The organism is Bacillus sp. CCNWLW194 (genome assembly GCF_037120585.1).
GTDB classification, from domain to species: domain Bacteria; phylum Bacillota; class Bacilli; order Bacillales; family Bacillaceae_G; genus Bacillus_A; species Bacillus_A basilensis.
On the sequence record NZ_JBBBBL010000005.1, the window covers coordinates 54,366 to 70,472 of the forward strand.

The 16,107-nt window shown below is 31.4% G+C and carries 18 protein-coding genes and 2 pseudogenes; 15 read left to right on the forward strand and 5 right to left on the reverse strand.

Annotation, left to right across the window (positions count from 1 at the left end):
• The first annotated feature begins 124 nt into the window (after window positions 1–124).
• Together V7S50_RS13055 and V7S50_RS13060 are read left to right on the forward strand one after the other, a co-directional pair.
• The gene (locus tag V7S50_RS13055; RefSeq protein WP_242253153.1) at window positions 125–1,069 is read left to right on the forward strand and encodes a GNAT family N-acetyltransferase; all 945 of its coding nucleotides are present in this window, start codon (window positions 125–127) and stop codon (window positions 1,067–1,069) included.
• A 160-nt stretch (window positions 1,070–1,229) separates the two neighbouring features.
• Complete coding sequence (locus tag V7S50_RS13060; RefSeq protein ID WP_242253154.1) at window positions 1,230–1,742, forward strand: GNAT family N-acetyltransferase; 513 nt, start codon at window positions 1,230–1,232, stop codon at window positions 1,740–1,742.
• A gap of 23 nt (window positions 1,743–1,765) precedes the next feature.
• Here V7S50_RS13060 and V7S50_RS13065 read toward each other — a convergent pair whose 3' ends face one another.
• The gene (locus tag V7S50_RS13065; RefSeq protein ID WP_242253155.1) at window positions 1,766–2,653 is read right to left on the reverse strand and encodes a DMT family transporter; all 888 of its coding nucleotides are present in this window, start codon (window positions 2,651–2,653) and stop codon (window positions 1,766–1,768) included.
• A 170-nt stretch (window positions 2,654–2,823) separates the two neighbouring features.
• On the opposite strand from V7S50_RS13065, the gene V7S50_RS13070 reads away from it, so the two are divergent.
• From V7S50_RS13070 to V7S50_RS13090, 5 genes are all read left to right on the forward strand, one after another.
• Window positions 2,824–3,384, forward strand: a complete 561-nt coding sequence (locus V7S50_RS13070; protein ID WP_242253156.1) for a helix-turn-helix domain-containing protein — start codon at window positions 2,824–2,826, stop codon at window positions 3,382–3,384.
• 34 nt (window positions 3,385–3,418) lie between these two features.
• Window positions 3,419–4,366 (forward strand): hypothetical protein, encoded by a 948-nt coding sequence (locus tag V7S50_RS13075; protein ID WP_242253157.1) that lies wholly within the window; start codon window positions 3,419–3,421, stop codon window positions 4,364–4,366.
• 168 nt (window positions 4,367–4,534) lie between these two features.
• Window positions 4,535–4,684 (forward strand): aspartyl-phosphate phosphatase Spo0E family protein, encoded by a 150-nt coding sequence (locus V7S50_RS13080; RefSeq protein ID WP_063225024.1) that lies wholly within the window; start codon window positions 4,535–4,537, stop codon window positions 4,682–4,684.
• Window positions 4,685–4,799: 115 nt separating this feature from the next.
• Window positions 4,800–5,528: an alpha/beta fold hydrolase gene (locus V7S50_RS13085; RefSeq protein ID WP_242253158.1), complete on the forward strand. Its 729-nt coding sequence runs from the start codon at window positions 4,800–4,802 to the stop codon at window positions 5,526–5,528.
• A 60-nt stretch (window positions 5,529–5,588) separates the two neighbouring features.
• Complete coding sequence (locus tag V7S50_RS13090; RefSeq protein WP_242253159.1) at window positions 5,589–6,989, forward strand: protoporphyrinogen oxidase; 1,401 nt, start codon at window positions 5,589–5,591, stop codon at window positions 6,987–6,989.
• Between the two features lie 56 nt (window positions 6,990–7,045).
• Here V7S50_RS13090 and V7S50_RS13095 read toward each other — a convergent pair whose 3' ends face one another.
• Window positions 7,046–7,594 (reverse strand): hypothetical protein, encoded by a 549-nt coding sequence (locus tag V7S50_RS13095; protein ID WP_242253160.1) that lies wholly within the window; start codon window positions 7,592–7,594, stop codon window positions 7,046–7,048.
• Window positions 7,595–7,962: 368 nt separating this feature from the next.
• Here V7S50_RS13095 and V7S50_RS13100 point away from each other — a divergent pair, with 368 nt between their 5' ends.
• The gene (locus V7S50_RS13100; protein ID WP_242253161.1) at window positions 7,963–8,514 is read left to right on the forward strand and encodes a GNAT family N-acetyltransferase; all 552 of its coding nucleotides are present in this window, start codon (window positions 7,963–7,965) and stop codon (window positions 8,512–8,514) included.
• A 38-nt stretch (window positions 8,515–8,552) separates the two neighbouring features.
• Here V7S50_RS13100 and V7S50_RS13105 read toward each other — a convergent pair whose 3' ends face one another.
• Together V7S50_RS13105 and cspD are read right to left on the reverse strand one after the other, a co-directional pair.
• Window positions 8,553–8,738, reverse strand: coding sequence for a cold-shock protein (locus V7S50_RS13105; protein WP_000286198.1), 186 nt, complete (start codon window positions 8,736–8,738; stop codon window positions 8,553–8,555).
• An 86-nt stretch (window positions 8,739–8,824) separates the two neighbouring features.
• Window positions 8,825–9,028 carry a cold-shock protein CspD gene (gene cspD, locus V7S50_RS13110; RefSeq protein ID WP_000176365.1) on the reverse strand — a complete coding sequence of 68 codons (204 nt, stop codon included), beginning with the start codon at window positions 9,026–9,028 and terminating at the stop codon, window positions 8,825–8,827.
• Between the two features lie 476 nt (window positions 9,029–9,504).
• On the opposite strand from cspD, the gene V7S50_RS13115 reads away from it, so the two are divergent.
• Both V7S50_RS13115 and V7S50_RS13120 read left to right on the forward strand, forming a co-directional pair.
• On the forward strand, window positions 9,505–10,401 hold the full coding sequence (locus V7S50_RS13115; RefSeq protein ID WP_063225029.1) for a CPBP family intramembrane glutamic endopeptidase: 897 nt from the start codon (window positions 9,505–9,507) through the stop codon (window positions 10,399–10,401).
• A 17-nt stretch (window positions 10,402–10,418) separates the two neighbouring features.
• Window positions 10,419–11,060 (forward strand): annotated as a pseudogene (locus V7S50_RS13120) (chloramphenicol acetyltransferase).
• A gap of 35 nt (window positions 11,061–11,095) precedes the next feature.
• Here the strand turns inward: V7S50_RS13120 and V7S50_RS13125 are convergent.
• Window positions 11,096–11,853: pseudogene (locus V7S50_RS13125) on the reverse strand (arginase family protein).
• A 275-nt stretch (window positions 11,854–12,128) separates the two neighbouring features.
• On the opposite strand from V7S50_RS13125, the gene V7S50_RS13130 reads away from it, so the two are divergent.
• From V7S50_RS13130 to V7S50_RS13150, 5 genes are all read left to right on the forward strand, one after another.
• Window positions 12,129–12,902: a Cof-type HAD-IIB family hydrolase gene (locus tag V7S50_RS13130; protein WP_060630818.1), complete on the forward strand. Its 774-nt coding sequence runs from the start codon at window positions 12,129–12,131 to the stop codon at window positions 12,900–12,902.
• A gap of 99 nt (window positions 12,903–13,001) precedes the next feature.
• The gene (locus tag V7S50_RS13135) at window positions 13,002–13,607 is read left to right on the forward strand and encodes a PRK06770 family protein (RefSeq protein ID WP_242253162.1); all 606 of its coding nucleotides are present in this window, start codon (window positions 13,002–13,004) and stop codon (window positions 13,605–13,607) included.
• A gap of 123 nt (window positions 13,608–13,730) precedes the next feature.
• The gene (locus tag V7S50_RS13140) at window positions 13,731–14,147 is read left to right on the forward strand and encodes a MarR family winged helix-turn-helix transcriptional regulator (protein ID WP_242253164.1); all 417 of its coding nucleotides are present in this window, start codon (window positions 13,731–13,733) and stop codon (window positions 14,145–14,147) included.
• Between the two features lie 140 nt (window positions 14,148–14,287).
• Window positions 14,288–15,475, forward strand: coding sequence for an MFS transporter (locus V7S50_RS13145; RefSeq protein WP_242253165.1), 1,188 nt, complete (start codon window positions 14,288–14,290; stop codon window positions 15,473–15,475).
• 121 nt (window positions 15,476–15,596) lie between these two features.
• Window positions 15,597–15,725, forward strand: coding sequence for a hypothetical protein (locus tag V7S50_RS13150; RefSeq protein WP_277930125.1), 129 nt, complete (start codon window positions 15,597–15,599; stop codon window positions 15,723–15,725).
• Window positions 15,726–16,107: the final 382 nt, after the last annotated feature.

Here is a 16,107-nt window from a genome sequence, read left to right on the forward strand (position 1 = left end):
CATGAATACTAAGTCGAAGTAGAAAATATAGGTTTATTTGTAGTTTAATAGTAAAGAGAGTTGTTAATCTTAACTTTCTTAATATTATAACTATATCGTTCGCAAAAATTAGTATCTTGTAACAATGAAGGGGAAAATAAAAATGACAATAATATCTATAGAAAAAGCTACTATTTTAGATGCTGAAAAGTTAACAGAAATAATGACAAGAACATTTGATGAAGAAGCAAAACGATGGCTATGTGGTCAAGGTGATGTTATTGACTATAACATTCAACCTCCAGGATATTCTTCAGTTGAAATGATGAAATATTCGATTGAAGAATTGGATTCTTACAAAGTGATAATGGATGAAAAAATAATCGGGGGAATTATAGTTACGATTTCTGGTAAGTCATACGGTCGAATTGATCGTATTTTTGTAGATCCTGTTTATCAAGGAAAAGGAATTGGATCACATGTTATTAAATTAATAGAAGAGGAATATCAAAGCATAAAGATTTGGGATCTCGAAACATCTAGTAGACAAATTAATAATCATCATTTTTATAAAAAAATGGGCTATGAAATAATTTTTAAATCTGAAGATGAGTATTGTTATGTAAAAAGAATACATGTAGGTTCAGTTGAAGAGAACCTAATTAAAAATAAAGATATGAAAACAGGGCAATACGAAAACTGTAATTTGGTTAATACAGAATATTATCAAGTGAATTTGAAAAATAGTGCATTTGTTGGTAGTAATATAATGCATATGAATATGAGTAATTGTAATGTAAGTCAATCAAAGTTTAGAAATATAAATTTTAGAAATTCTTCATATGCAGATTTAAATCTTTCTGGTAGTAAATTTAATTTGGTGACATTAGGTGGAGTGCAATTCAAAAATACAAGTCTTGGCGATGAGAAGGAACCTATTTTATTTGATAATTGTGATTTAGAAGGTAGTACAATACATAATAGTAATTTGAAAAATATTGAAATAGAAAATTGTGATATAACCGGTATGAAAATAAATGGGATTCAAATTGAAAAGCTACTTGAGTTATTTAATAAAGTAAAAAGTTAACTTGGTTTTAGTTAGTAGTTAGGTAGATAAAGCTGTTCTTAAATTGAATGTTATATTGAAATAATTGTGTAAAAATAACATAAAGAAATACACAGGAGAAGGGGTTTTATAAAGGATTCTAGAATGATAATGTATTGTGTATTTATATGGAGGGATCAAAATGGGGATCAAAGTTAGAGCGGTAGAAATAAAAGATGCTAGAGCAATTCATCGTATATGCATACAAGATGATGTTTTACCTTATATGGTTTTCTTACCTAGCATGCGTGTAGATGCAATGGAAAATAGAATTCGAAATTTAGCACCAAATCAATTTGAATTTGTTGCAGAATTTGATGGAGAAGTTGTAGGTTTTGTTGGTTTAACACAAAGTCCAGGAAGAAGATCACATTCAGGTGATTTATTTATCGGCGTAGACAGTGAATATCATAATAAAGGCATTGGGAAAGCACTTCTTACAAAAATGCTGGATTTGGCTGATAATTGGTTAATGTTAGAGCGAGTGGAACTTGGTGTTTTAGAAACGAATCCTAAAGCGAAAACTTTATATGAAAAATTCGGATTTGTAGTAGAGGGAGTAAAGATAGGGAATTTGAAGGCTCACGGAAAGTTTATTAATGAAATTATGATGAGTCGTTTTAGACCTGATGGTTTAATTGTACATAATGAATAGTGAAAAAGCATGACAGTATAATGTCATGCTTTTTTATTTGAATTTGGTTGTAATAAAAATAATGCTAAACCAATAAAAATAACTGTAATACCTAGTCCTTGTTGCAAAGAAATGGTCTCACTTAAAATAAAGTACGCTAGTATACAAGTTCCAATCGTTTCTCCTAAAATACTCATAGAGATTACAGTAGCACTCATCCATTTTAATAACCAATTAAAAATTGTTTGCCCTAAAATCGTTGCAATAAACGCTAATCCAATAAAGCACATCCAAGTTTGTGTAGAGTAGTGGATGAAAGATTCGTGTTGCAAGTAAGCAAATATACCAAGAAAACAGGCACTACTTCCATAACTAATTACCGAATACGGTATAAGTGATAAATCTTTACGAACATGTTGACTAATGAAAAAGTAACCGGTAATAATTCCTGCCGCAATAAATGCTAAAATATCCCCGTATAAAGCTTCTCCGCTAATTTGGAAGTCTTGCCATCCAATGACGATACTTCCTGAAATAGCGATGAGGCAATCAATAACCGCTCCTTTTGTAAACTTCTCCTTGAATAAAAAATAACCACCAATCATTGAGAATAAAGGTTGTAATGTTACGATAACTGTGGAACTTGCTACAGAAGTATATTGTAACGATTCAAACCATAGTACATAATGTGCAGCTAAAAATAGCCCAGAAATGAATCCGAATCTCCATTGTTTTTTCGTTAATGTTTTTAGTTCGTATCGATTGTTATTATTAAATAGTAATAACGGTAACAGAATTAATGCAGCAAAAAATAATCGATAAAAAGCAATGATAGCCGCAGGAGCATCGGCCAATTTTACAAAAATCGCTGAAGTTGATAAGGCGAATACACCGAAAAATAAGATGCAATATGAAAGAATAGGTGATTTCAAAGTTTGTCCCTCCGATGAATTGTTTATTATAATAAAATAAATACGATATAATGTACAATGGTAAGTATATAAGTCTCGGAGACGATAGAAAAGGATTATTTGCCTTTGTTTAGTAAGTTAGTACAAAAGCGATGAAACATATATTATGATGGACGAAGGAAGGGTTTACTATGATACATGATAGGCTTGGACAAACTGTATTAAGTTATCGTAAGAAAAATAAGATGACAATTCGTGAATTTGCTGATTATGCGGGGATTAGTACGTCACTAATTAGCCAAATTGAAAGGGGACATGCGAATCCTTCGTTAAGTGTATTGGAATTAATAGCGAAAGCATTAAATGTCCCACTATTTACACTGTTTATTAATGAGATTGATACAGATTCACTCATTTCTAAGAAGAAAGATAGAAAGAAAGTATATCGAGAAAATAGCGATCACATAGTATACGATGTATTAACACCTGATTTTATGAAAGCACGTATTGAAATGTTAATGATGGACTTAAATAAACAAGCAAACACAACGGAAAGTCACTATTCACATGAAGATAAAGAAGAAATTGCTGTTGTCATGAAAGGAGAAGTATATGTGGAGTTAGAAGGAAAAGAATATTTCTTAGAAGAAGGGGATGTTGTACGTATCCCACCAAATGTGAAGCATCGTTTTTTGAATAAAAGTGATGAATCGAATCACATTTTATTCGTATTGACTCCATCTTTAGGATGAGTATAAAGCGATTTTTATCACGGGGGATAAAAAGATGGAAAATAAAACTGTTTTAAAAGGTGGCCTTTCAATTATTTCTCAATGTAAAAAAGAAACAAATGATATTTGGCATGCGCATTTCGGAGCAGCTGCAATTGCTAGTTATTTTTTCATGAAAGATAATAATATGGAAGAAGAAATAATTCGTAGTATGTATTCTCAAACAAAAATGATGCTGAATAAGCAAAACTTAGGTGAAATTATCGATAATAAAGAAGAAATTGATTTTCAAAGTGCTGAAAAAATGATTATAAAATCATTGGAGCATACAATTGATGAACTTCATTGGGTGGGGCATAATGTCATTTATGCTGCATTAAGTTTATTAGCTATGAAAGAGTTACAAAAATGGGGCGATAATCAAGCAATTGAAGGGATTGCTAATCTTCTATTATCGTTTCAAAAAACAATTCCTGGTAGATCGTGGATTGGTTTTACGACAAAGGAAGTAAAACAATTAAGTATAAAAAATGAGATGGAAAGTAAACTGAGAAATCCGAAACAAGTATCAAAGTTTATTTTAAAGGAGCTTTCACAATTTAATATTATTTATAGAGCGGAATCGCATCATGATTTAATTGGTCATTTACTTACTTTTTCACATGCGATTAATATTATGTATGACTTAGGGCATAGAGATATATTCCATCGAGCGATACGTCCCCTATTAAAACTAGTATACGTGTTACGTGCTAGTCAAAGTCTTACATTGAATAGTGAAATAAATTTGCATTCACCGATAGATTGTTTACCTTTAATCGAATCTAAACGTGCTTATATATTACCAACAGAAAATCAATTTTGGCTAAAAGACTATAGTGCATTTGATTGGGATTTCGGACATGTCTTTAAATTCTCATATAGTTATTTTGATCATATTAAGAGGGCTCCAAAATATAAAGATATAACATTAGAGAAATTCCGTTTTGTTATGAGTATGTAATGAAGTCTAATGATCTGTATAAAGGGCTAAATATAAAAATTCTTTGTCGATAGTATATTATTTTTATATTTGTAAGATTTTACATACGTATTTTACTTTTACTAATTCTGTAAATAGGCTATACTAAAATACATACATTTTTAGTATTGGAGAGAGAAGTAAAACGACATGGAATTAATGAAATTGGAAAAAGCAATTGAAATAAAGAAAGAAGAACTTTTATATTTAGTATCGGATTATGGAATTCAACATGAAAAAGTATTGGCTTTAAGCCAAGAAATAGACAAATTGATTAATTACTTTATGTTTTTAAAATAGAAAGAGCTATGACATGATGTGAATATGTTATAGTTCTTTTTTTATTTGAAAATTTAGAAGTAAATTCTATATACTAATAATTAATAGAAAATTCAATTTCAAAGGAGGGGGATAAATGATATTACATACGCACATTTTAGGAAAAGGGGAACCAATCGTGCTTTTGCATTCTGGTGGTATGACAGGTTTAGTAGAATATGAAGAGCAGGCAGCATATTTTCGAGAACAAAATTATCAAGTCATTCGCCCTGATTTAAGAGGGCATGGAAAATCAGGAGGAACATTGGAGAATTATTTCCTACGTTCTGTAAAGGATTTACATGATACGTTAGTACATTTACAAATTGATAGATGTCATATAGCTGGTGTTTCACTAGGAGGATTAGTTGCTTTATTATTTGCAAAAAAATATCCAGATAAGGTGAGAACATTAACTTTTTCAGGTATCTTTCCGCTTAAGAGAGAAAATTGGGAGGAGTCTCAGGAGTATGAAGCGAAGTGCCATCAGCAATTAATGGAAAATGAAGAAGTTGTAACTTATATGAATCAAATTCATGAAAAAAGTGATTGGAAAGCATTGCTTGAATCGTGGCAAGTTAAGGATTGGTACCCATTTGATGAAACTGGTGATGTAGCTAGCCTTCAAGTACCTACACTTTGTATTAGTGGGGGAGATTCAGAAGATGAAGTTACAGCTGCTACAACGTTCAAACAATTAAACGATAATATTCATATTGCTGTTATTCCTTTTGCCGGTCATTTAGTGCATAATGATCAACCGGGAATATATTCGAATATATTGTCTAATTTCTTACAGAATGCGCAAGCTGCTAGTCGAATATAAGGACTTTTGGGTATAATAATAAAGGAATTATTAATTGTATCGGTTAGGAGCGCAGCACATATGAAAACAGTTGTTGTTATTGGTGGAGGTATAACGGGACTTTCTACTATGTTTTATTTAGAAAAATTAAAAAAGGATAATAATATTGATTTAAATTTAATCCTTGTAGAAAAAGAAAAGTACTTAGGTGGTAAAATCCATAGTGTAGAAGAAAAGGATTTTATTATGGAATCAGGAGCAGATTCTATCGTTGCTCGTAATGAGCATGTTATGCCTCTAATAAAAGAATTAAATTTAGAAGAAGAAATGGTATATAACGAAACGGGTATTTCTTACATATATTCTGATAATGCTTTACGTCCAATTCCTTCTGACACTATATTTGGGATACCGATGAGTGTTGAATCGTTGTTTAGCAGTACGCTAGTATCAACGAAAGGAAAAATTGTTGCTTTAAAAGATTACATAACGAAAAATAAAGAGTTTACGAAAGATACATCACTTGCTGTATTTTTAGAAAGCTTCTTAGGGAAAGAGTTAGTGGAAAGACAAATTGCACCTGTACTTTCAGGTGTATATTCTGGTAAATTGAATGAGCTTACGATGGCATCTACATTACCGTATTTACTGGAGTATAAAAATAAGTATGGAAGTATTATTAAAGGTTTTGAAGAGAATAAAAAACAATTTCAATCAGCAGGAAATAAAAAGTTTGTATCATTCAAAAATGGACTATCTACGATTATTGATCGTTTAGAAGAAGTGCTGCCTGAGACGGTTGTCAAGAAAGGTGCTGTAACGACGGCTATAAGTAAACAAGGTGATCGCTATGAAATTTCCTTTGCAAATCACAATTCAATCCAAGCTGATTATGTTGTTTTAGCAACTCCGCATGATATCGCCCAAACTTTATTACAGTCTAATGAGTTAAACGAGCAGTTTCATACATTTAAAAACTCATCTCTTATAAGTATTTACTTAGGATTTGACATACTAGATGAACAATTACCGGCGGACGGTACAGGATTTATCGTAACGGAAAACAGTGATTTACATTGTGACGCTTGTACATGGACAAGCCGAAAGTGGAAACATACATCTGGAAAACAAAAGCTATTAGTGAGAATGTTTTATAAGAGTACCAATCCAGTATATGAAACGATTAAAAATTATAGTGAAGAAGAATTAGTACGAGTCGCTTTATATGATATTGAAAAGAGTCTCAGAATTAAAGGTGAACCAGAAGTAGTTGAAGTTACAAATTGGAAAGATTTAATGCCGAAATATCATTTAGAACATAATCAAGCGGTTCAAACATTACAAGAAAAAATGACTGATCTTTATCCTAATGTATACTTAGCTGGCGCTTCCTATTACGGTGTCGGAATTGGTGCGTGTATTGGAAATGGAAAGAACACTGCAAATGAAATAATTGCAACATTAAATGAACCGTCAAATTAAAATAGCATACATATATAAATAAAATGTCCCTCGGTTATGCTGGAGGGACATTTTATTTATTTCACTTGAATTGAGACCTTTTTATTAGTTGTATTATTTTCAGTAATCGTTAATGTTATATTCCCGGACTCTTTAAATGAATATGATGAGAGTTGATAAAGCTCTTTTATACGGTGTTTCTCTTTTAATTTATTGGCAGGAATTAATGTTATGTTCGGTTTCCATGTTTCCTGTTTACCTGAAGGGTAGTCTACTATTATTTCTGGATTATTTAATTGCATTGGTTCCCAAGAGGCAAAATATAGTTCAACTGTTGTATCTTTTTTTAGTAATTTTTCTGAGAAATATCCAAGTTTTCCAACATTACCGAAAACAGTAAAGTTTTGATTTTGTAATGTGATCTCTAAATGTTTAGGTTGATATGTTGTTGCGTGATAGATTCCATAGGAAAGTGAAAGGGTGGCGGCGATTAACATGCTGATTGAAAATATTTTAAAGCTATTGCCTTTAAAACTAGTCATCATAAATGAGTTTGGGGCGAACTTTTTTGCGAATAAAAATATGAGTAATATGAGTAAAAGGGATAAGCCAATGAATATATACATAGGAAATTTACACCTCCACAATAAAGTAATACATTAACTATATTTTACCGTAAATGTATGTATTAGGGTGTTGTTTTAGAAGGGAAAAGTGAGCATGGAATTGAAATTATAAGATTACGAGCGGAGTGTTGGAAATGAAAATAATACAATTAATTTTTAAAATAGAGAATAAAGAGATGATCATAGTATTTTGATCACCTCTTTATTTTTTCTAATCATGCAAATGCAAGAAGGGTTACTCTTAGTTCGTATTGAATTAAGAGGATAGGCTTCTCTTGAAATATTTGATTAATGGGACATTGAGGACTTTCCTAATTATTAATATTTTTTCTGCTATAATGAATGAGTAGAAAGAAAGGAGCGATCCTATGGTATTTCCTATATTAGAAACAGAACGTTTGCGTTTAGTTGAAATAGAACAATCTTATTGTCAAAAAATATATGAAATCTTTTCATTGGATGAGGTAACATGTTATTACGGTATGAATTCTTTTACGGAGTTTGGACAAGCTTCACGTATGATTGAATCTTTTTCGAAAAATTACTTCGAGAAAAAAGCAATACGATGGGGGATTGTGTTAAAAGAAACAAATACTTTAATAGGTACAATTGGATTAAATAATTTACAACTATGGAGTAAACGATCTGAAATTGGATATGACTTACACCCTCGATATTGGGGGAATGGTTATGCATCAGAAGCGGCTCAAGAAATTATTCATTATGGATTTCGTGATTTAGGCTTATTTAGAATTGGTGCTATTACATACCCTGAAAATGTTACTTCTTGTAAAATGTTATCTAAAATTGGTTTTCAAAAGGAAGGCCTATTGCGTGGATATATTCATCAAGGAAATAAACAACATGATGCATTATTGTATTCTATAGTTCGAACGGATGTAGGGGATATAAATTTATAATAAAAAACCCCTCTTATAAAAGAGGGGTTAAATAAAAATTAACCTAACTTAGGTAATAAACGTTCTCCGCTTTTCATGCTACTTTTACATAAAGGGCATTTAGGCTCTTCTTCAAATGAAAAGTTCTTTCTCATCCATCCTAAACAATCCTCTGCTTCACATTCCCAGACAGGGGTTTGTTCTGGTGGTACTTCTGCTACATCGTTCTTTCGATTGCGATACATGTAACCACTCCTTTTATGTAAAAATTTTTAGTTATATATTAAAAAGGTTGTTAACCGAGCTGGTAACAACCTTTTTATTGTTTGAATTATAGCTTTACAACGTTTTTAGCTTGAGGTCCACGGTTACCGTCTTCAACTTCGAAGCTAACTTCTTGACCTTCGTCAAGAGACTTGAAGCCGTCGCCAGTGATAGCTGAGAAGTGAACGAATACGTCGTTACCGTCTGCAACTTCGATGAAACCGAAACCTTTTTCGCTGTTAAACCATTTTACTTTACCTGTTAATGTCATGGTAATGCCTCCTAAAATTTAAAAAGATTACAATATGATCGGCCTTATTTGAATGAAAAATAAAAGTTCACATATTATCAAAAACCCATAAGGAGTACAAAGTGTTCCTGATTGATACTTGATAATATGCAAAGAAAATATAGTGTTAAATTGACCTTAATTACTATCTTACAACAAATGGTGGGAAATAGCAAGTGCTGGTAATACCTGTGAGAAATAGGGTGGGAAAAATGGTAAAAGACACAAAGACATCTCTTTTATTTATATATTATTCCTAATTTTGGTTTATGCTAAACTAAGAACATTTTTATCACGCATTAACTACCCGTAAAATCCCGATTGGTGAGGGCTAATAATCAGTGGGGGATGAACAAATCCTTCACTGATTAAAGTTTCACTTTATTGAAAAATTGTATTAGGGAAACGATATATAGTATAAGAATAGTGTTGATATATTTGTTAAGGAGGCGAGAATATTGCAGTCTACTCAATTTAAAATAATTGAAGCAGCAAAAAAAGGGAGAAGAAAAGTTCATCCAGTATTCGCTGTTATACTTGCAATTGTATTTTTGACTTTAGGTGAATTGTTCATGTTATTTATGCTATTTTTGCCGAAAGCAGAAACAATCATTATGAAAGCGATTTATAGCAACATTGAGATGATATTAACGTTTGGTGGAGCTATATTTTTTGTTTTTTTATGGATTAGATTTGTAGAGAAAAGATCATTTTCATCCATTGGTTTTTGGAGAGATCAATGGATAAGAAAATATTTGAGAGGTGCATTGATTGGGTTTATTTTCATTTCGATACCAGTAATGCTACTTTTATTAACCGGAAATGTACAACTAGAAATGCAGCGAATTACACCTACCGCTATACTTGGAATTGTAGGATCTTTAATTGCTTTTTTAATACAAGGTGCAACAGAAGAAATTGTTGTTCGGGGTTGGTTATTTCCAGTTCTTTCTGTTAGAAGCCGTATTTGGATCGGGATTGTTGTAACTTCTTTTTTATTTGGTTTTCTTCATTTACTAAATCCAGGTATTACAATTCTTTCAATATCGAATATAATATTAGTTGGTGTGTTTGCAGCTTTTTACGTTTTGAAAGACAGTAGTCTTTGGGGGATATGTGCGTGGCATTCCATTTGGAATTGGGCACAATATAACGTATTCGGTTTTGCAGTTAGTGGAATGGAAATGTATTCTACACCGATTTTTAGACCTGTAGCAAACGGATCGGAACTCTTTCATGGAGGCTCATTCGGAATTGAGGGAAGTATCATTACAACAATAATGCTTTCTATCGCTTCAATTGTTTTATGGAGACAGTTATGGGGGAGAAAAGCGAAACAACGAGATTTTAGTTAATGAAAGAGGGAGAGACTATGGGGATTATAGCTTTTGAGGGAGCAGGTGCTGTTGGTAAGAGCACAACGTGTCGTGAGTTAGAAAAGAATTATGGTGCTTATATTATACCTGAAGTGAATTTTTTATTTGAAAGACCAAAAAATGAACATAGAGCATGGTATTTTGAAAAACAAGTAGAGCGCTGGAAAATAGCAGTGCAGAAGTCAGAGCAATATGAATTAGTAATACTTGATGGCGACATTTATCAGCCACTAAGTTATAATTGGTGTTTCCATTTTGAAATATTTGATCAGCCATTATCTTTAATAGAAAACTTTTATAAAGAAAAGCTGATACATAAGTAAATTGGTTTTCCTGATCAATATTTTTATTTATATACGAATGATGAGGAACTTAGAAAACGGAAAGAATCTGATGTGACAAAAAGAAGAAGAAACTTTGAAAAACATTTACATATATCAAAATCGTTTCAACGTTATTATGAAAATTTAAATACCGTTACAGACGGGTACTGCAAAATGATTGAAGCGAAAAGTGTAAAAACGAATGAACTAGAAATTGTAAATGATTTAAATAGTCTAAATGTGTGTGAAGAGAGCCGTTTTGATGTTTCGAGGTTAGATGCGGTTACGAAGTGGTTAAAAGAACATCGTGCGTAAAACAACGAGTGCCTTATATGGCATTCGTTGTTTTTTTATGTATTATATATTGATTTTAAAATTTGTAAGTTTGCTTGTTCATTTTTCTGAATAGCATTTTTATATTTAGGTAAGAAGAGTTGAGAAGGATAAACTGGGAGTTCACCGCAAATATCAATACCATAGACAGATTTATTCATAATAAGAGAATGAATAAATTGTAAAAGTCTAGATAGTTTCATATGCCCTTGATCCCAATTTGTAATAGTAAATTTTGGATCTAAAACATCTTTATCAATGCTTACATATATTGTTTCTGTATGAATATGTGAAAGTATTGTATGTATACTTCATGTGATATATGAATCGGAAAAACTTCTATGTATGAACAATCATTAGAATGAATTGTTAGAGAAGAAGGTCCGATAATAATTACTTTTTTTAACTTATCATTATTTTGAAGAGAAAATGATACCCATGATCCACAGGAAATAAGAGACTGTTCATTCACTTCCTTTAAGTTCGTATCAGTATGATGATCAAATAGTATAAGGGTAAAAGGCTTGTCTATTTCTTCTAGTAATAAATAAGATACATAATGATAATTCCCAGAACCAATAAAAGTAATTCCTTTTTTCTTTCTACGGTTTAATGCCCTTTTTATATGCATTAAAGAAGTGCTTTCGCAATATAGGTTTGAGTGTTCTAAAAGGGTAAAATCAATATCTTCATGTGAATAAGAATGTAGTTTATTTTGTAATAAATACGTATCACCAAAGTTTAAAAAAGTTAAACCGCTATACAATAAACTCATATTTATTCATCTCCTTTAAATATAAGGCTATCATTTATTTTTATAAAATTAAAATGAAATACTTTGAGTGGAATTAGTAGTTGGAAAAAATGATTGTTTTAACAGAATAATCTTTCAATTTACAGAGAAAAGAAATACAATATAAGGAAATATATATATGATTTAGGGAATTGAGACGAAAGTAGGTATAGATTAACTACCTGTAAAAACTCAGTTGATTTAACAACTAATCAATACTTAGAGTTATTATTTGTGAAAGGAGAATAAATGTAAGTATGAAAAAAATTATTATTTCAGATCTTGATGGGACTTTATTAAGAAGTGATAAAACAATTTCAGAGAAATCTATTAATATTTTAAGGGAATGTAAAAATAATGGATACGAACTGATTTTTGCTACAGCAAGACCTCCAAGAGCTATAAAACAGTATATTCCCAGCGTGTTAAAGAGTGAAATTATTATTTGTTATAACGGGGCTCTAGTTCTTAAAGGTAATGATATTTTATATGAAATGAAGATTTCTAAAAATAACATTTTAGAAATTATAGAAATAGCAAAAAAGTACAACCTTCATCAGATTTGTCTTGAAATAGGTGATAAGTTGTATTCAAATTTTGATGTTACTGATTATTTTGGCAATGTACCATGTGAAATTATGGATGTAAGAGATTTAGACTTTGAAGAAGCTTCAAAAGTAATTATTTGTACTAAGGGCTCAATAAACGAGGAATTCATTAAAGAATTGCCTGATGAATGCAAGGCAGTCATTACAGATGACGGAACTTTGTGTCAAATTATGCATGCAGAAGTTTCAAAATGGAATAGTATTCAATATGTTCTACAGCACTTAAATCGAGACGTATCTGAAGTAATTGCCTTTGGAGATGACTACAATGATATGGAAATGATAGAGAAGTGCGGGATTGGTATAGCAATGAGTAATGCAGTTGAGGAATTAAAGTCAGTTGCTAAATTTATTGCTAAAAGTAACGATGAGGATGGAGTTGCTGCATTTCTAGAAAGTAAAAGTTATGTCTATGTTAATTAGTATGAAAAATAAATTGCAGTAAGCGCCAATAAAGAGATGCTACATCTGTTTTTTATAAATAGATATTATGAATGGGATATACGGGAGGAAACAAGCAAGATGAAAACATTATTTAAAATAATAGGTATTTTAGCTGGTATGGCAGTAATTGGCGTAGGTGTAACGTATGGTATGCTGTATTATTTGAATAATAGTAAACCAGCTGCTAAAAAGGCATCACCAGCTGCTCCGGCAGTAGAAGTACTAGCTGATAGTAATGTAAAAGCTGAAGATGCAAAGCTTTTAGAAAAGGGCAATCATTCATTACCGAATAGTGGATTTAATAAAAATTTTAAATGGACAGATGAGAACATACAGACAGCATTACATGAAATGGCACATCAAAAAACGAAAGCTGATCAAAAGTGGGGCTATATTTTTATTACACAAGAACGTATTGAAAGTTTACTTGATATTGTAAAGAGCAATGATCTTGTACAAGGAAATACATATGCAGACATTTTAGAGAGATGGAAACAAGGAAAATATGAAAAGATTGATTCGGATCACAATAAGATTTGGAAATTACAAAGCGGGAATTTAGGCGAAGGAAAAGGGGTAATGTCAGAAGCGGAACAAAAAGAGTTAATTAATCAAGTGTTTATGCAAAAAGGTACATATTCGGGTAGTCAATTAATTGCAGGTGGGGGACAGACTAATAAATAAGAGATATGTTGATTTTGAAACACCTTTGTTGTCATAATTACAAAGGTGTTTTTTTGTTGACACAAGAAATAAATGGGAATATGATTCATATATGAAATAAATTAGAGGGGCTTAAATATACATATGAATAACAGAGAGCTTTACGGTAATATCCGTGATGTTTATCATTTACTACAAAAAAATCTAGATAAGGAAATTGAACAGTATGATATAAGTTACGTACAATTTGGAGTAATTCAAGTACTCGCAAAATCTGGGAAAGTATCCATGTCAAAGTTAATTGAAAACATGGGATGTGTTCCAAGTAATATGACGACAATGATTCAAAGGATGAAGCGTGATGGTTACGTTATGACAGAGAAAAACCCAAATGATCAACGTGAAACGCTCGTTTATTTAACTAAAAAAGGTGAAGAAACAAACAAGCAAGTAGATGTGCAATATAGTGATTTTTTAAAAGAGAATTGTGGTTGTTTTACGAAAGAAGAAGAAGAACATTTAGATGCTTTATTATTAAAGTGGAAGAAGCATTTGAATTAAATATAATAAAAATGTAACAATCTGTTACATTTTTATTTATATAAATACTTCATATGTGAAATAATATCAAGTACAGTAAAAAAAGAGAAAGGGATAATAACAAATGATTATTTCATATGTGAAATAAAGGGGAGTTATATATGGAGTTAAAGCCGATGATACGTATTTTGGCTATTGTAGCTTTTTTTGTTGGGTTAGATTCATTATTAGTAGCACCTTTATTACCAGTTATTACAGAAACAATCAGTATCCCTGATGGGAGTGGAGGGTTATTAATTACAATTTATGCACTTTGTTATGGAATAACTGCACCTTTATTCGGAACAATGTCTGATAGAGTTGGAAGGAAACGTATGATTATAATAGGGTTTGTTGTTTTCTCTATTTCTACATTTTGTACTGGATTAGCGAAGGATTTTGAAATTCTTTTATTATTTCGTGGTCTAACAGGTTTATCTGGTGCGATGATTATGCCAAGTATTTTTGCATTAGTAGGAGATAAAGTTACATATGAGTCAAGAGGGAAAGCGATGGGGACGATTATGGGAGCAATGGTAGGTTCGACAGTCATTGGAGTACCTATAGGCGCATTTTTATCTGAAGTAGGGAATTGGCAATGGACATTTTATAGTATAGGACTATTAACTTTATTTCTTACATTACTAGTTAATTACATATTAGAAGATGAAAAACCACGAAATGAGGTGCATGTTTCTATAACGAAAACGGTAGGTGCATCATTGAAAATGGCTTTAGTAAATATATCAGTTTTATTCGCATTATTAGCGACGTTTCTATGGACAATTGGATTACACGGAATGTTTTCATACATAGGTGTTTATTATGGGAATAATTTTGGACTTTCCGTTGGTGAAATAGGTATTGTGATCTTTCTGGCGGGAACGGGTAGTGTAGTTGGAAATATTCTGGGTGGAAAGTTAGCTGATAAAATAGGAAAGAGGAATGTTATATCCATTGCCAGTATTGTAGCCTCAATTAGTGTAATGGTATTCTCGTTTTCTATAGAAAATCTAGTAATTGCAATTACTATACATATAATTTGGAGTTTATTTATTGGGTTTGGCCAAGCATCATTAACGGCACTAATTTCAGAATTAAAACCAGCTGTACGGGGGACTGTAATGGCATTAAATAGCTCTGCCATGTATATTGGAATGACTATTGCTTCTGGTGTAGCGTCACTTGCTGTAAGTAATGGCTTTCCGTTTTTTTCTTTAGGAATAATATGTGCAATTGCTAGTTTACTTGTCCTTCCAATCGTATTTGTTCTAGTTAAAGAAAAAGCACCATCTAATAAAAAAAGATGACTATATAACACCTTTGGGAGAAATAGTGCGAATGACAGTAAGTTTAACAAGTGCTTTACGTTACATTTATATATTTTAAGTTTTTATAAATGCTTGAATTAATGTATAGGGGAATTACGTTATGTTCTGGTTAGGAAGCATTATAGGATTTGTATTAGGTTCGTTTGTTACTTGTGTACTACTTTACTTTGGTTTTAGAGCTGAAGAAAACAAGAAAACAAGAAAGAAAATATACAAAGAAGAATGTTAGATGAATCGGTTAGGAAGGAAATGGAGTAACTGAAAGAAATGAAAAATGATGAAAAAAGCTTATTAAAATGAAAAAGCCCTAGGATAAGGGGGTCTAGGGCTTCAAGTCATGGTATATCTCACACGACATTATAAAAAGAAAAGAACGTACTGAAGATAACACATGAATGTTTCATAAATGTATCAAAAAAGTGAACAAAATAGTTATTTGAAAATAAATAACCGCAAAAACGTCAGGCAATCAATTAAGTTGCCTGCTACGTTCTTGCATGGTAAAGGATAGACAGAGAGAAATAAAGAAAAAGGTTTTTAAATGAAATTCATAAAAGCTTGATAGGCGCTACCGAGGGAAAATACCATAGCTACTGCATGGGAAGTCCATT

Excerpts from the sequence above, each read along its gene's own strand:
- V7S50_RS13145 (WP_242253165.1), top strand. The coding sequence starts at position 14,288 with ATGGAGTTAAAGCCGATGATACGTATTTTGGCTATTGTAGCTTTTTTT.
- V7S50_RS13070 (WP_242253156.1), top strand. The coding sequence starts at position 2,824 with ATGATACATGATAGGCTTGGACAAACTGTATTAAGTTATCGTAAGAAA.
- V7S50_RS13055 (WP_242253153.1), top strand. The coding sequence starts at position 125 with ATGAAGGGGAAAATAAAAATGACAATAATATCTATAGAAAAAGCTACT.
- V7S50_RS13140 (WP_242253164.1), top strand. The coding sequence starts at position 13,731 with ATGAATAACAGAGAGCTTTACGGTAATATCCGTGATGTTTATCATTTA.
- V7S50_RS13075 (WP_242253157.1), top strand. The coding sequence starts at position 3,419 with ATGGAAAATAAAACTGTTTTAAAAGGTGGCCTTTCAATTATTTCTCAA.
- V7S50_RS13105 (WP_000286198.1), bottom strand. The coding sequence starts at position 8,738 with ATGTATCGCAATCGAAAGAACGATGTAGCAGAAGTACCACCAGAACAA.
- cspD (WP_000176365.1), bottom strand. The coding sequence starts at position 9,028 with ATGACATTAACAGGTAAAGTAAAATGGTTTAACAGCGAAAAAGGTTTC.
- V7S50_RS13085 (WP_242253158.1), top strand. The coding sequence starts at position 4,800 with ATGATATTACATACGCACATTTTAGGAAAAGGGGAACCAATCGTGCTT.
- V7S50_RS13150 (WP_277930125.1), top strand. The coding sequence starts at position 15,597 with ATGTTCTGGTTAGGAAGCATTATAGGATTTGTATTAGGTTCGTTTGTT.
- V7S50_RS13100 (WP_242253161.1), top strand. The coding sequence starts at position 7,963 with ATGGTATTTCCTATATTAGAAACAGAACGTTTGCGTTTAGTTGAAATA.
- V7S50_RS13080 (WP_063225024.1), top strand. The coding sequence starts at position 4,535 with ATGGAATTAATGAAATTGGAAAAAGCAATTGAAATAAAGAAAGAAGAA.
- V7S50_RS13060 (WP_242253154.1), top strand. The coding sequence starts at position 1,230 with ATGGGGATCAAAGTTAGAGCGGTAGAAATAAAAGATGCTAGAGCAATT.
- V7S50_RS13135 (WP_242253162.1), top strand. The coding sequence starts at position 13,002 with ATGAAAACATTATTTAAAATAATAGGTATTTTAGCTGGTATGGCAGTA.
- V7S50_RS13130 (WP_060630818.1), top strand. The coding sequence starts at position 12,129 with ATGAAAAAAATTATTATTTCAGATCTTGATGGGACTTTATTAAGAAGT.
- V7S50_RS13090 (WP_242253159.1), top strand. The coding sequence starts at position 5,589 with ATGAAAACAGTTGTTGTTATTGGTGGAGGTATAACGGGACTTTCTACT.
- V7S50_RS13095 (WP_242253160.1), bottom strand. The coding sequence starts at position 7,594 with ATGTATATATTCATTGGCTTATCCCTTTTACTCATATTACTCATATTT.